The following is a 15042-nucleotide window of genomic DNA, read 5'->3' on the forward strand; positions in this document are numbered from 1 at the left end:
ACTCTTAACTATCATCACTGTGATGTACCTATTGATCTCGTTCCTCGGGAATTACACAAGCCTAAACATATCGTTGTGGATGGCACTTGATGAAAACAGGTTCATAGTGGAAGTCTGGAGATGCCAATTGATTGAGTAGCTGCAATAGGTTGCCACTTTCCAATCCCAACCGAACATCAGTGAATGACTTGAAGAGATGTGGCTCGATAAAAACCAACAACTGCAATGAACAATGTATGTGGATCAAGCATGACCAATACTAATCAAATTTCCTCGAGTCCCTTAGCTAGCGGCCCCGCTGGTAGTCATTTCGAAGGACAAGTGGGAGCATTTTATCTTCTATGTATGATAGGCGACGCACCGCCTCGTGGTTTGCCTGGAACCAAAATTGAACGAATAGCGATGCAACAAGCCAATTTTGGATTTGAATTGGATGACGTAATTGTTCACGCATATGATCTTTCTGGCAATAAAGTTGTAATCGAAATACAAGTCAAACGTTCAATTACATTTACTCGAACCGATCCTATCTTCCGCAAGGTGGTTGGGCAAATTGTTAGAACCTCAAGAACCGAAGGTTTTTTTGCAAGCCGTCATGAACTTGCCATTGCTACATCTAAAGGCTCACGAAAAATCGACGGTTCAATTCAAGATGTCTTGATGTTGGCCAGAGGAAGAGATGATGCGCAAAGTTTTATGCATCAAATTAATCTTAAAGGTGCAGCGAATGAGGATATGCGCAATTTCGTTGAGATATTTAGAGCTCACTTGAAAGAAGAAGGTGAAGTTGGAGATGAAGTTGTTTGGCAGTTGTTGCGGAGATTGCAAATATTGACGTTTGATTTTACTGCATCAGGATCTGCTTCAGTCGAATTGGCTCAAGAGCGTGTGGCACGTATTTTACATCCCCAAGATATTTCTCATGTAGGAGCGCTTTGGTCAAATTTAGTTGAGCAGGCGATTTTCGTTGCCAAAAGCGGGGGAGAGCATACGCGAGAAACTCTGCTTGCTGTCTTGTCAGCAAACGGCTTCCGGTTCCGTGGAGAAAATCGCCATATCAGTGCTCGCTTAGCGCTATCAGATGCGTCTCGCTTGGCTTTAGATGACATAATTATTCAGGTGGGGCATGTTGTTCTCCGACGGCAAGAGCGAATTTCAGCAATTCACGATGCGCTTGATCAAGGACGTTATGTTGAAATACGTGGTGATGGGGGAGTTGGAAAGTCTGGAGTACTAAGGCAGTTTGCAGAGCAGCTTGCGAGTGAAGCTGACGTCATTGTCTTGAGTCCAGGCCGTTGTGTCCTTCGAGGTTGGCAAGCAATGAGGGCGCAGCTGAATTTTGACGGAACCGCTAGGGACTTGCTGATAGAGTTGGCAAACGATGGTGGATCAATTCTTTTTATAGATAATCTAGATTTTTTTAGCGATGAAGAAAGGGTAACCGTCGTCGATCTTGTCAGGACTGCGGCTGATGTTCCCGGCGTCTCAATTGTCGCAACTGCACGATTTGAATTTGGTATTGATGAACCCAGTTGGTTGCCAAGTGATATTTTGAATCGCTTAGGGAGAGCAAAACCAATTGAAATCAATGATCTTAGCGAGGCTGAGATAGAGCAGTTGAAAATTCAAGATCCAAAACTCAACTCTTTGTTGAGTCCTGATCATCCAGCAAGACAGGTCACAAGAAATTTGTTTCGACTAGCGCGCTTGGTTGCTCAAAACAATAGCGATAACTTACCCAGTACTGAAATTGATATGGCTGTAAATTGGTGGGTTACTGCTGATGGAACAAAAGATAATGGTTTTCGCGATAGGGCTCGATTGCTCAAAGATATTGCCGGGCAATCGTTAATTCGATCAGAATTTCTGGATGTTCGAACTCAACCATCACAGGCTATCAACACATTGATTACCAGTGGCACACTCCGTGATTTGTCGTTTGACCGTGTTGCTTTTCAACATGATGTTTTCAGAGATTGGGCTATTGCGAATTTAATAAATGGGAATGTTGAATTAATTGATTCATTACCGTTGGAACGTCCAATCCAGGTCAGGCTGGCTCGTGGCGTTGAGCTTGCAGCACGTATGGCAATTGAACGCGCAAATGATGCCACTGCTTGGTATCGGCTGATAGGGCTATTAAGCCCGGCTAGGGCGCATTTGTCATGGAGACGCACTGCTCTTTTTGCATTGGTTCGCTCTGAGGCTGCATTAGTAATCTTAAGACGAGTTACCCCGGAATTGTCAAAAAATAGGTCAGCTTTACTTCGTGAACTTATTCGTTCCGTGTTGGCAGTTGAGTTCGTTCCTGCTTCCATTGAATTATCTGCCGAAGGCATATCCACTGACAATCTACCTCAGCACTTCAACGTTCCTCGCGGTCCTGGTAGTCAGAATTTGATTGTTTGGCTGCTAAGTTATGGTTGTGAACCACCAGCAGAAGCAATCCCGGAGATTGTTGAATTGTATAATGCCTACTCCTTTGGGACGCTAGGCTTGACACCATTAACGCCTCTGACAGCGCAATGTCTTTATCGTTGGTTAAGGTTAATGGAGCCGCATGACGTTGTAGTGCAAAAAAGTAAGGGACCTGTTTTTCTTCAGGGACTCAATGATGCAGAAGTACTTTCACTAAAGTATGCTTTACGCAGTGGATTTGTAATGTGTTCGAGATGCGTACCACAGCTTGCAGAAGAGTATCTTACAGCTGTTGCAGGAACCAAGCATAATGAAGAATTGGTAAGACACATTCTGAAAATATGCGATCCTCTTGCCGCTGCGGCTCCGGCAGAATTGGCGAAATTGACGATGCAGGCATTGCTTGAGACGCGAGCAGATCGAAAGTATGGAAATGCATACGGTCGTGAACGACCATATACATTTCTAGACAACGATTTTTTACCTCCCTCGCCATTACACGCACCTTTCTTATCTCTTTTAACTCAATCTCCCGTAGATGGATTGGCGTTGGTGCATGGCTTGGTGAACACTGCAATTGAAAGTTTGCACATACCGCCTTCGGGGACTATACCTGCTGTTATTTTGGAGTTTCCTAGTACTCAGCGCCGCTTCCCTTGGCCACAAAGTTATCAATGGTCGCGCAGTTGCAATTATTATTGCGTTACCTCTGCATTAATGGCTTTAGAGGCTTGGGCGCATCTCCGGATTGATGCCGGAGAAGTTTTTGATGTGGTGCTTGAGGATGTGTTGGGACCATCTGATTCTCCTGCATGTTATCTTTTAGTCGCGATAGACATCATCATTTCTCATTGGCCAAAATCTTTGGATGTAGTAATGCCATTTATGGCATGTCCAGAATTGCTTTGTCTTGACCATACGCGCCATTCAAGTGATTTGCTCGAAGTTCATGATTTTGTTTCACTTAGAGGAAGTCGCCTGGAGCGCCATAGTTCGGTCAGTTGGGCAAAGCTTAAACAAAAAACTTCAAGAAAGGCTTCTTTAGAAAGCCTAATTGGAGGATATGTATTGAACGCATCACCCAGTCAGTGTGATGCATTAACAAGGATGATAGGCAATGCGGTGATCAGGTTGGGTCAATATGGGCCTCAAGCTGATCTAGGTAATCCTAAATTTATGGCGCAACATGCACTAAATTTGGCTGACATTCGGAATTGGCATGAGATTCAGATTGCTCATGAAAATGGCGTTGTGAAAGGACATCAATACATATCACCCTTAGTGGAAGAACTTCATTTTCAGTCTTTGAGAAATGAAAGTAATGAGGCGGACGTCGATTTCAGTATGCAGATTTCCTTGTGTCTTGCTGTTGAAAATGGAACTACTCTATCATCTAGTCAGCGTTTGGCGGCATTTCATTGGGCTAAAGGTATTGAAGGTAAAGAAAGCGGTGGCGATAATACTATGCAAAGTTTGAACGCTGAGGCGAGGACTATAGCTGCAATGATGATTATGCAAGACGACAATGAAATTGTTTTTGCAGAGTTTGGCGAATGGGCGCATCATTTTTGCAAAGACACGTTGAAAAATCAAGATCAAGATTTCTCTCGTCAATTGCGCGGAGGCTTACGTTTTAATCCTACAGCAATCGCTTATCTTGGATTGATTTATTTTTTCTGTAAGAGTAATAAAATAGAAGATCTACGCACTGTGCTTGAAGTGGCTGCTAGTGGAAACCACGCTGCGGCACATGCTTTAGCTTATGCTGCGAATGATCTTGAACAGATAGATTATAAAATTCCTTGCGCATTGCTTCGTTGTGCATTCAAAGCATGCGTCATTCCATCGAAAACACACGAACTATCGGAACTCGATGAACTTACAATAGAAACACTACGTAGGAATAATGTAAATGCCATTGTAGATGCTGAAATTTCTTGGCTCGAAGGTGTTGAGGCAGAGCCACAATGGCCTGTTTTTCCACTCAAGAAACTGCACAAAAGAAAATTGTATACTGATCTAGTTGTTGAGAATTTCTATGATGAAGATGGAGATTTGAATTTTGCCACGAACATAACCTTGCACGTCGATTGCAGTGCGGCGGCGTTATGGCTCAAACAGTTTTCTGATTCGTCTGATCTCAAAACACGACTATGGCTACCGGATATCGTGCAGAAGTATATGTCTTGGACGTTCCATGTAAATGGAGCAGGACTAGATTTGAATGATGAACTTGATGAAGTTTCCCATAATTGGAATAATGTATTTTTTCCTTTGATAAGTCGCTGCATAGAAAAACTTCCATTTGAAGAAATTTCGACTGCAGTGTTAATTCCAATTACATCGCTTCCGGATAAACATTTCTTTGATCTGGTTCCTGTATTTTTGCGTAGCATAGATGAACTATATTTTTCGAATGAAAAAAATACGTTTATCGTTGCAGTTGATATCAGAGCTACCTTAGCCACCCGCCTTATTGCTAGTAGTGGTTGGCAGTATTTGAGCGGCAGTAAAAAATCGTCTGTAGAAATGCACATTGGCCCTGCAATTGCTTCTCTATACTTCAATGACTACCACTTTTCTACTAGCGGAGGAGCTTACCTGCTTCCCAAGGCTATTCCGCGTCTTGAACCATTTTTTCCTTGTCTAAAGATTTTAGTTCAAGCTGGCCCATCTTTGTTTAGCGCAATTCAATTACTTAATTTACTGGAGGTTGCTCCTCAAACAGAGCATCTTGAGTTACTGGTCGTCGCTGGTAAAACTTGGCTGGAAAATTACGCAAATTTCCGACCATTTTGGTTTGATCAAGCAATCGGTCAACGTTGGTGCGTGATTGTTAAAAAGATAATCGATGAAATTAATTTTGAAGCGTTGGCAAATAACAAGCTTGGTGCTGAATTAGACTACATCGTTTCAAAATTGATTGAACTAGGTGTCGTTGAGGCCATTCCTTTGGAAGAAAAACAAAATAAAAGGTAGTTTTAGTGCGAAAACAATTTTCGATGATTGTGTGGTCTCGACTGACTATTTTGCTGTTGTGAACATTTGAGTTTGCTAGTTAGAGATAGCTACGAATTTTGACCCCAAAAACTCCACCAGCGCCCGCACCCGGTTTGGTATAAAACGCCCACTGGGCAGCAATGCATGCAAGGGATAAGCCTCCGTCTCCCAGGCCATCAGCAGCGCCACCAAACTGCCATCCTCCAGTTCCTGCCTGACATCAATCAATGATTTGAAAATGATGCCTGCGCCTGCTATCGCCCACATGCGGGCCAGGGAGGCGTCGTCGGCGCTGCGGTCGCCTTTGACTCTGACTTCTTTCCATTTGCCGTTTTGCCCAAAGCGCCAGGTTTTGTGCAGGCGGCTGCTGCGTTCGAACAGCAGGCAATTGTGGTGGGCCAGGTCTTGCGGTGTTTGCGGGGCGGGGTGGCGTGCCAGATAACTAGGGGCAGCACAGAGTATGGGGCGGCTTTGTGCCAGTACCCTGGCGACCAGGCGTGAGTCGGTCAGGGTGCCATATCTTATTGCTACATCGACTTCATCGCGCACTACGTCCAGAGGTCGGTCACCGACATTCAGTGTCAGTTGCACGCCGGGGTGCAGGGCCAGGAATTCGTCCAGCCAGGGTAGCAGGGTGGTGCGGGTCAGGTCGGACGGGGCGGCGACGCGTATCGTGCCGACCAGGGCGGTGCGGGCTTCTGATACCTGGGATTCACCTTCATCGAGCAAATCAAATGCCCTTTGCGCATAGTCGAGCAGGATTTGTCCTTGCGCAGTGATGCGCAGGGCGCGGGTAGATCGCTCGAACAGGCGGGTTCCCAACTGAGTTTCCAGCCGCTTGAGGGTGGCGCTGGCGGCTGCGGGTGTCATGCCCAGGACGCTGGCTGCGCCTGAGAGTGAGCCGCAGCGTGCGGTTTGCACGAGTACATGCAGGTCGCTGAGATTTTCAATTTTCATTTGAAAGTGATAGTTATTTATCGGTCTTATCAATTCGTGCTTCAGATTCTACAATGCCTGCACTGATCTGGAAATGTTTCTGGACACGATACTTAATCACTCAAGGACTTAACATGAAAGCCATCGCTTACCGCCATTCTTTGCCTATCGATAACACCGCATCACTGGAAGATGTGGAATTGCCAAAACCGGCGCTGGAAGAGCGTGACCTGCTGGTGCGCGTAAATGCCATCTCCGTCAATCCTGTAGATACCAAGGTCAGGCTGGGCCGCGCACCCGCTGAAGGCCAGTTGAATGTGCTGGGCTGGGATGCGGTGGGCATCGTTGAAGAAGTCGGAGCGGCAGTCAGCAATTTCAAAGCGGGTGACCGTGTTTACTATGCTGGCGCGATAGACCGCCCAGGTGCAAACAGTGAATTGCATGCGGTGGATGAACGCATTGTCGCCAAGGCACCCACTACGCTGGATGATGCACAGGCTGCCGCTTTACCTCTGACCACGATTACTGCCTACGAATTGCTGTTTGAACGCCTGGGCGTCGCCAAGAACGGTGGTGCAGGCCAGACCTTGCTGGTGATAGGTGGCGCCGGTGGTGTGGGCTCCATCCTCATACAACTGGCGCGCCAATTGACGCAATTGCGTGTGATTGCTACCGCTTCACGTGCCGAGACACGTCAGTGGTGCCTGGATCTGGGCGCGCATGCTGTGATCGATCACTCGAAACCTTTGAGTGCTGAATTGAAAGCCATAGGCATCAATGAAGTCGATATCGTCGCTGGCCTGACGCAGACGGCGCAGCACTATATAGAAATCATCGCCAGCCTGAAGCCTCAAGGCAAGCTGGCCGTGATTGACGACATGGTAGCTCTGGACTTGATGCAGTTGAAAGGTAAATCTATTTCTCTGCACTGGGAAATGATGTTCACCCGCTCGATGTTCAAGACGGTCGATATGGACGAACAAGGCAAGCTGCTGGCACAAGTGGCGGCACTGGTGGATGCAGGCAAAGTGCGTACAACTGTGAATGCGAATTTTGGCAAGATCAATGCGGCAAACTTGCGCAAGGCGCATGCGCTGATAGAGAGTGGCAAGGCGCAGGGCAAAGTGGTGCTGCAAGGGTTTTGATATTCTTTAAATAGTTAAGAAAAGGGGGCATCTTGCCCCCTTCGGTATTGGCGAGCCTGGTTTAAAGGCGCGGCAACCACATGCCCATAAATGCTACAAAGATACCCATGCCGCTGGCTGCACTCAGGACCAGCAAGGTCCCGGCCATGCTGAAGTGAACAGCTTTGTTTTTGCTGTCTTGCGCACGCAAATACAATTCGCAGACGATTAGCGGTATCAATGAATTGGCAAAGGAGATGAAGCTGAGGAATGGCCCTTCGAAAGTCTTGGGATTAAAACCTGCAGGTCCCTGATTGATGGCTATCCAGAACATCAAACCTATGCGGAAGAACCATACACCATTCGCCACCAGGAACAGACGCAATGCCCAGCGGCGGTGCTGGGTGAACTGGCGTGCCAGAGCATGGCGCAAGGCCATGGCTGCGCAGAGAAGGATTAATACTGCATTCAGGCTGATACCCAGATGCTGGGTAAAGTCACCCACACCATTGCGGAACCAGACCATGTACAAACCAGTCGTGGCGGCAATGATGAGGCTGGATAAATAGATGCGTCCGTTCCAGCGATGGAATTTGGGCGCTCGCGCGCGAACTTGCGGTATCAATTGCAGTATGCCCGCCAGGGTGATGCTGGCTGCCAGAAAAATATGGGTGATGATGGCAAAGTTGCCTGCACTGTCTCCCTTGATATAGCCGTGTGGCAGCACGTTACTCCATGCGGCGAGATTTCCTTTCATTGCAGACAGGACATAGAAACCCAGGATGTAGTAGACGAATAATAGCTGGCCTATGATGGCGACTGAAAACCACAGCATTGCAGCATACTTAAGGCTGGTCTTCGCTAGTCCATCCAGTCTTTTAGACTTATGAAGTGCGTTCTCTGCCGGGTATAGATTGACAGTTTCGTAAGCGGTATCTTGGGTCATTTGAAAACTCCTTTTACTGAAATGAATGGTCGTGTCTGATCCTGCCGTACAGGCGTGAGCTTGCCTGCAAAGACTGGATTGCTTTTTAATGCTGCTTGTTTAAGGGGGGCAGTACGGTGCTACATCTGCCGGAAAAGATGCAGGTAGCTGCGGCTGACTGGCAATACATCGGGACGGCCACGTATATGCAGTTCAGCAGTTTCATTCATGCCGCGTGTGACTTCACTGACATAATGCAGATTGACGATGACAGAGCGGTGGGTTTGGGCGAAGCGGTCAGGATCGAGTTCATCGCTGAGTTCACGTATGCTCTTGCGTATCAGAGCATCGCCACCATCCCAGGCGACCAGTGTATATTTATCGTCCGAGCGCAGGAAGGCTATTTGTTCTACCGGGATCAGGCGCACGCTATTGCCTACCGATGCTTTTATCCATTGCAGGTAATTCGCCTTTGGGGTGCGCTGGCGCATGTCTGTGGCCATGCGGTCAAGCAGGGCATCATAGCTGGCCCCCAGGTCATTCGCTTGCTTCAGCCGTTGTTGCAGACGTGCGATGGTGTCTGCCAGACGTGCTTCTATGATGGGCTTGACGAGGTAATCAACAGCGCCTTGTTCAAATGCCTGTACTGCATATTGTTCATACGCGGTAAAGAAGACGATGTGCGCCCTGCGTGCAATGGACCTGGCGGTTTCTATGCCATTCAAACCTGGCATGTGCACATCCAGGAAAACAATATCTGGCTGGTGGATGTCGAACATTTCCACCGCTTCACGGCCATTGCGTGCCTCATCGACGATGCGCAGTTCTGGCCATAGCCGTGCCAGGTTAGTGCGCAGATGCTCTCTCAACAGAGGTTCATCATCGGCGATCAATGCGGTGACTTGCTTGGAAATTGCGTTCATGCCTTGGCCCCCGGATGGAAAATTAATTCAACTCGCAAACCATGTGGAGTCTGCTCATGCAAATCGACACTGGCATCCTTGCCGAAGTATGCTTGTAGCCTGGCCCTGACATTTGCCAGGCCAGTGCCGGGAACGGCGGTTTCTGCCATGCCGATGCCGGTATCTGTAACCCATAGCGTCACCATGCCGCTGCTGGCATCCTGTCTGCCGCCAACTTCTATATGCCCACTTTCAGTGCCGGGGTCTATGCCATGGCGCACTGCGTTTTCGACCAGGGTTAACAAGGCCATCGCCGGGAAGCGCAAGCTATTTAGCTCAGGTGCCAGTTTGAGTTCAAATTGCAAACGGTCGGGCATGCGCATATGCATGATTTCAAGATAAGCACTGACCAGTTGCATTTCATTTTCCAGCGTTGCATCAGCGTCATTCAGGCGCGGCATGGCTGCGCGCAGATAGGCAATCAGGTGACGCAAGACTGGAGCTGCATTCTCCGAGCCCACTTCAACCAGGGCTTGCACATTCGCCAAAGTATTGAACAGGAAGTGTGGTTCTATCTGGGCCTGCAGCAGGCGCAGGCGGGCGTCCAGCACTTCACGTTCCAGAGCATTTTTTTCTAACTCCAGTTGCAGGCGGTCTGCACGTTCACGTTGCTTGCCTTCGCGATTGATGGCAACGACGGCGACGATGGAGCCAAAAAATATCGCAAAAATCGTGCTGGTTGCAAAACCGGACAAGAGATTATTCGCCTTGATGAAGTTCATGAAATTGCCTGCTATCGCCACATAGGCAGCCAGACTGGCAAACGGTGCCAGGAAGCAGATGGCCAGCACTTGCACCAGCCAGCGCGGTATCCAGCGTGGCATCCATTGCAAACGCCAGGTGCCGGACACTGTAAACGCCAGCAGCATGACCATGGCAATGAAAGTCGTGCGCCTGAGCACCAGCCAGAAAGGTGACTGAAATATAGGTGTGGTCACCCAGGCGATCAATACACTGATAATGAGCACCACGACAATTTGTCGTGGTCTTGGCAGTGCGGGCCAGTGTGGCTTGTTTGGGGTGGCGGTTTTCATGTAGCCAAGATAGCGGTAAGTGCTGTTTTCAACAAGCGGCCTAGCGCAGGTTTGCGACTGATGACGGTTTTCGGGGCTTGAATGACGGAGGAGTATTAAACCCGTCCTGCCGGGTGGCAGGACAGTACAGTGCTTTAGCCAGTTATGGTGCAGAGGCGGGGCTCGCCAGGGGTTTGTCCTTGTCTACCACGTAGACACCCACCAGCTTGATGGGCACGCTGCCATTGTTTTTTGCGCTATGGACGACACCGGCGGGGATGACAAAACCTTCCCCAGCTTTGACCTTGCGCGCAGCCTGGTTGGCGACCAGCAGTTCTGCTTCGCCTTCCATGACATAGCTGATTTCATCTCCAGGATGCGTATGCCAGCCCACCACGGCACCCGCAGCAATTTCTACCCGGGCAATCACATCTTCCTTGCCTGGGATGGATGAATCAGCCTTGGTGACGATGGTGCGGGTAATGCCCGTGTTTTGTGCCAGCAGTGTGCCGCTGATCAGCAAGAGGCTGATGGCAGTCAATTGGCGCAAGCGTTTTGTTGTGGTCGTATGCAAGAGAAGTCTCCCATGTTGGATAGTAATGATGCTCATGCGTTGCTGCGCATGGTCATAATTACCATCCTTTTTAATGTGGGAGTCAAGTTGAAATGACGCTAACTTGCACGGGTGTTGTTTCCTGAATCTCGCAAAACTGACGGGCTTGGTGTGAGCATGGCCCACACGATTTTAAGAGGCCCTTCGAGAGGTCAATCAGGCGTCGGCAGTTTTCACCAGGCCATCGGGCGTATCTTTGGTTGCTGTTTCCTTGCCATGATTGGCACTGTCACCAAAGGAGACAAAGCGTGTCATGACCAGTACAGGGATGGCGCTGAGCAAGACCCACAAAAAGAAATTCTTGTAACCCAGGGCAATTTGTATGTCGCCACTGATGGTTTTGAAAAATACAAAGCCCAGTTGCATGACACCTGTACCCAGCGCATAGTGGGCGGTCTGGTATTTGCCGGGGGCAACCACTTGCATGATAAACAGGATCAGACCAACGAAGCCAAAGCCATAACCAAACATCTCAAATGCCAGCGCGGCAGTGATGATTGTCATGCTCTCGGGCAAACTGCTGCTGAGGAAGAAGAAGGCCAGGTTGGGAGTATTCATGGCCAGGATCAGCCAAGGCAGGGCACGCTTCAAGCCCAGCCATGAAGCAAAATACCCACCCAGTATGCTGCCACACAAAAACGCAATCGTACCCGCTATGCCGTAAGCGGTTCCGACTTGATCGGTAGTCAGACCCAGTCCGCCCAGGTTCTTGGCTTCACGCAGGAATAGTGGGCCTATGGTTTGTATTTGCCCTTCCGCAGCGCGGAACAGGATAATGAAAACGATGGCCAGCCAGATGCCGGGTTTTTTGAAAAAATCAATAATCACATCTTGCAAGGTGACGAAGATGCTATGCATGGAGGCTTTAGGTGCAGCATTTTTTTCACCAGGCAATGCCCAGCTGTTATAGAGGCCCAGACTGAATAGCAGGACACCCATGATGGCAAAAATAATGGTCCATGCTTGAGCGGGAGGCAAGGTTTTTTCCAGGTAACCAGCCAGATACACCAGGCCACCCAGGGAAATAAATTTTGCTCCATTAAAAAATGCACCTTGCCAGCCTGCATACTTGGCTTGCAGTCTGTTGCTGAGGCTGGCCATATACAAGCCATCGGCGGCGATGTCATGCGTCGCTGAGGAAAACGCCACGACGCCGAACAAGGCAATGCTGATTGCAAAATAGGCTGGCAACTGAAGTGACAGTGCCACCAGGCCCAATGCCGCGCCACCAATCAGTTGGAATATGATGACCAGCATTTTCTTGCTGCCAGCAGCCTCAAGGAAAGGACTCCACAATGATTTGAAGACCCAGGCCAAGCCAAGCAGACCTGTCCAGTGAGCAATCTGGTCGTTTTGTACACCCATGCTTTTATACATCAGGCCAGCGATCAGGGCGACGGCGTAGAACGGCAGGCCGGATGCAAGGTACAGGCTGGGCACCCAGCGCATGGGATGGGGTGTATTGGTTTTTTCTATGCTCATGGACTTGTCTCTACAGATTAATTTTCTTGAAACCCGTGTTCTCGGTTTATTTGTTTTGTATTTCCTTGCCAGCGCTACAAACATACTAGCCACAAAATTGCCGGTCAACTGGTTTTATATTTGCAATGCCACTTAAGTGCCAGTAAGATGTGGATCACTTGAAATTGGTCTGTAATTGTAGGCGGCTTGTCTGTGAATTTTCGATATTTTTACTATGGAAATAGGTTTTTTTTCATAGCTTTAATATACAAGACCAGATTCAATACCACTTTGTCAGATTTTAACACTGGTATTATCCTGCGTGTGACCCGGTTCCAGGCTTTTTCTTTGGTCGGGTGATGTAGCAGGCATAAATTGGTATTTCTGCACTGGTCTCAGTGCACTAGGGAGAACTTGGATATGTCTACAGTAAAACGTTACGCAGCATTGGATGCCATGCGAGGCTTAACGGTCGCCGCCATGCTTTTTGTCAATAATGCTGGTGACTGGTCGCATGTCTTCCCCTGGCTGGAACATGCCGCATGGCATGGTTGCACGCCTGCGGATTTTATTTTTCCATTTTTCCTGTTCATACTCGGTGCTTCTTTGGCGATGTCGCTTGATGCACAATTAGGCAAGGGCATGGATGTGGCTGCGGTGCGCAAGAGCATACTCTGGCGCAGCCTGCGCATGTTCCTGCTGGGCGTGGTCTTGCATTTGATTGCCTGGGCATTGATTGATGGCCGCCACTTCCGCCTTATGGGCGTCTTGCAGCGCATAGGCATTTGCTATGCGGTGGTTGCCTGCCTGATTATTCATGTGCGGCAATTGTCCAGCCAGGTCATGGTTTGCCTTGCTGCCATGCTGGCTTATTGGGCCTTGCTGGTATGGAGTGGCTCTTATGAGCCGCACCTGAACCTGGTGGACAAGATAGATACGGCAGTGCTGGGCAAGCTGGCCTATAGCTATGATGTACAAACCGGTCTGGCACAAGAGCCTGAAGGTTTGCTGTCAACCCTGATGGCCATGGTCAGTGTCATCTTCGGTGTCTGGGCGGGCAGGGCCATGCGGGATGGTCAGTTGAAGCAAATGCTGGCAGGTGCTGCCGGCTTGATCTTGCTGGCGCTGATCTGGTCGGCTTATCTGCCCTTCAACAAGCAATTGTGGACACCATCCTTTGTTTGCTGGACCAGTGCCTGGGCGATCTTGCTTTTGTTGGGCATGCACTTGTTGATAGACAAGCAGTGCTGGCCAGCCATAGGAAAAAGTTTTGGCGTGAACGCGATAGCTGCTTATGCCGGAGCCTGGCTGGCGACTTGTGTATTGGCCTGGACTGGGTGGGATAATGCGATTTACCAACAAGTATTTGCACCAATGCTGGTCAGGCAATTTGGCGAAAATTTTTCATCCTTCGCCTATGCCGCTGCCTTTACTTTGGTATTTGCTGCCCTGACTTTTGCGATGAACAAAAAGGGGTGGCGAATTACTATTTGAGTATTGTCTGGGACGGATGCTCCAGCCAGATGCGGCAGCTGGCTGGGGCAGTTTTTTTACATCATCAGGGCAGTGGCGAGCGTATCAATTTGCTCTTCCTGCTCTTCCATGATGATCTGGAAGCTGCTGTCCTCAGTGTCAAAATTCAGGCGACGGGCAAAGCGTTTATTGTATTCCCTGTCTACATCGTGCAGGGGTGACAATACCGGCGCGATATCATTTGCCAGGATCAGGGTGTCACCAAGGGACTCTGGCGGGAAGGCGCAAACGCCGTGCCACATGGCTTCCACCGCGTTCATGACACTCTCAGGTATATTCAACTGGCGCATGATGCCTCGGCCTATCATGCGCTCACCATATTCGATCCAGATTTCTGGTTCGCCATCAAGCAAGCCAGGGAATTCTTCTGCACGCGAAATCAGGTAAAAACCACCTATCTCATGCACGATACCCGCAAACATGGCGGTTTCAGGATCAACCCTGGTCACTTGTTTGGCAATCACCTGCGCCAGGGAAGATACGTGGGCAGAGTGCTCCCATAGTCTGTCAGCCTTGGCTTTCAAGACCGGGTCTGTGACCTTGCTATTGAGCTGGCGTACGATGACAGCAGCCAACATAGCTTTCAGGGTGCGAAAACCCAGGCGGTTAACTGCCAGCCTGACATGCGTGATTTCATTGGTGGAGCGGCGGTAGGCGGCTGAGTTGGCAATTGCCACGGTGCGTGCAGAAAGCAGCGGGTCGGCCATGATGAGTTTGGCTGCCGTATCGATATGGCAATCAGGATCATCAAGGATACGCTGTAGTTTTAGCGAAGCTTCCACATTGGTAGGGAAGACGATATCCCCACGATTGACTTCCGCGGCTATGCTTTTAAAAATTTCCAACCTGTCCATGACTTTCTCCCGGTAATCATCTGGCGATCCCTCCACTCATTGGCCTGTTTGCTACATGAACTCGCATGTTGTGGCTAATACATCATACTAAAAGTTGCCATGAGGAATGATCGACTGCCTTCATGATAGTCAAAAAATTCTCAAAAGCAACTTTAAATTTAACTTTATTTTGCAATCATTCTCAGTCTGCCAATAGCATACGC

General features: G+C 48.9%; 10 protein-coding genes. 3 read left to right on the forward strand and 7 right to left on the reverse strand.

The window, feature by feature from the left end:
* Window positions 1–249: 249 nt before the first annotated feature.
* Window positions 250–5397 carry an ATP-binding protein gene (locus tag H8L47_RS25645; protein ID WP_186956567.1) on the forward strand — a complete coding sequence of 1716 codons (5148 nt, stop codon included), beginning with the start codon at window positions 250–252 and terminating at the stop codon, window positions 5395–5397.
* 75 nt (window positions 5398–5472) lie between these two features.
* On the opposite strand, the gene H8L47_RS25650 is transcribed toward H8L47_RS25645, so the two are convergent.
* Entirely contained in the window at window positions 5473–6375 is a 903-nt protein-coding gene (locus H8L47_RS25650) for a LysR family transcriptional regulator (protein ID WP_186956568.1), read from the reverse strand.
* A gap of 113 nt (window positions 6376–6488) precedes the next feature.
* On the opposite strand from H8L47_RS25650, the gene H8L47_RS25655 reads away from it, so the two are divergent.
* Complete coding sequence (locus H8L47_RS25655; protein WP_186956570.1) at window positions 6489–7499, forward strand: zinc-binding alcohol dehydrogenase family protein; 1011 nt, start codon at window positions 6489–6491, stop codon at window positions 7497–7499.
* Between the two features lie 61 nt (window positions 7500–7560).
* Here H8L47_RS25655 and H8L47_RS25660 read toward each other — a convergent pair whose 3' ends face one another.
* From H8L47_RS25660 to H8L47_RS25680, 5 genes are all read right to left on the reverse strand, one after another.
* A complete protein-coding gene (locus H8L47_RS25660; RefSeq protein WP_186956571.1) occupies window positions 7561–8424 on the reverse strand; it encodes a DUF2306 domain-containing protein in 864 nt (287 codons plus the stop codon).
* 119 nt (window positions 8425–8543) lie between these two features.
* Window positions 8544–9326 carry a LytR/AlgR family response regulator transcription factor gene (locus tag H8L47_RS25665; RefSeq protein WP_186956573.1) on the reverse strand — a complete coding sequence of 261 codons (783 nt, stop codon included), beginning with the start codon at window positions 9324–9326 and terminating at the stop codon, window positions 8544–8546.
* Window positions 9323–10399 (reverse strand): sensor histidine kinase, encoded by a 1077-nt coding sequence (locus H8L47_RS25670; protein WP_186956575.1) that lies wholly within the window; start codon window positions 10397–10399, stop codon window positions 9323–9325. The genes H8L47_RS25665 and H8L47_RS25670 overlap by 4 nt, the downstream gene beginning before the upstream one ends.
* Before the next feature lie 142 nt (window positions 10400–10541).
* Window positions 10542–10952, reverse strand: coding sequence for a cupin domain-containing protein (locus H8L47_RS25675; protein ID WP_230413913.1), 411 nt, complete (start codon window positions 10950–10952; stop codon window positions 10542–10544).
* A 195-nt stretch (window positions 10953–11147) separates the two neighbouring features.
* Window positions 11148–12473, reverse strand: coding sequence for an MFS transporter (locus tag H8L47_RS25680; RefSeq protein WP_186956578.1), 1326 nt, complete (start codon window positions 12471–12473; stop codon window positions 11148–11150).
* A gap of 399 nt (window positions 12474–12872) precedes the next feature.
* On the opposite strand from H8L47_RS25680, the gene H8L47_RS25685 reads away from it, so the two are divergent.
* Entirely contained in the window at window positions 12873–13946 is a 1074-nt protein-coding gene (locus H8L47_RS25685; RefSeq protein ID WP_186956580.1) for an acyltransferase family protein, read from the forward strand.
* A gap of 56 nt (window positions 13947–14002) precedes the next feature.
* Here H8L47_RS25685 and H8L47_RS25690 read toward each other — a convergent pair whose 3' ends face one another.
* Window positions 14003–14839 (reverse strand): HDOD domain-containing protein, encoded by an 837-nt coding sequence (locus H8L47_RS25690; protein ID WP_186956581.1) that lies wholly within the window; start codon window positions 14837–14839, stop codon window positions 14003–14005.
* Between the last annotated feature and the right edge of the window lie 203 nt (window positions 14840–15042).

Origin of the sequence: Undibacterium umbellatum, assembly GCF_014284125.1 — a bacterium.
In the GTDB taxonomy this organism is placed as follows: Bacteria; Pseudomonadota; Gammaproteobacteria; order Burkholderiales; family Burkholderiaceae_D; genus Undibacterium; species Undibacterium umbellatum.

Bases quoted from the DNA above. Each gene is read 5' to 3' on its own strand.
- H8L47_RS25645 (WP_186956567.1), top strand. From the start codon at position 250: ATGACCAATACTAATCAAATTTCCTCGAGTCCCTTAGCTAGCGGCCCC.
- H8L47_RS25650 (WP_186956568.1), bottom strand. From the start codon at position 6,375: ATGAAAATTGAAAATCTCAGCGACCTGCATGTACTCGTGCAAACCGCA.
- H8L47_RS25655 (WP_186956570.1), top strand. From the start codon at position 6,489: ATGAAAGCCATCGCTTACCGCCATTCTTTGCCTATCGATAACACCGCA.
- H8L47_RS25660 (WP_186956571.1), bottom strand. From the start codon at position 8,424: ATGACCCAAGATACCGCTTACGAAACTGTCAATCTATACCCGGCAGAG.
- H8L47_RS25665 (WP_186956573.1), bottom strand. From the start codon at position 9,326: ATGAACGCAATTTCCAAGCAAGTCACCGCATTGATCGCCGATGATGAA.
- H8L47_RS25670 (WP_186956575.1), bottom strand. From the start codon at position 10,399: ATGAAAACCGCCACCCCAAACAAGCCACACTGGCCCGCACTGCCAAGA.
- H8L47_RS25680 (WP_186956578.1), bottom strand. From the start codon at position 12,473: ATGAGCATAGAAAAAACCAATACACCCCATCCCATGCGCTGGGTGCCC.
- H8L47_RS25685 (WP_186956580.1), top strand. From the start codon at position 12,873: ATGTCTACAGTAAAACGTTACGCAGCATTGGATGCCATGCGAGGCTTA.
- H8L47_RS25690 (WP_186956581.1), bottom strand. From the start codon at position 14,839: ATGGACAGGTTGGAAATTTTTAAAAGCATAGCCGCGGAAGTCAATCGT.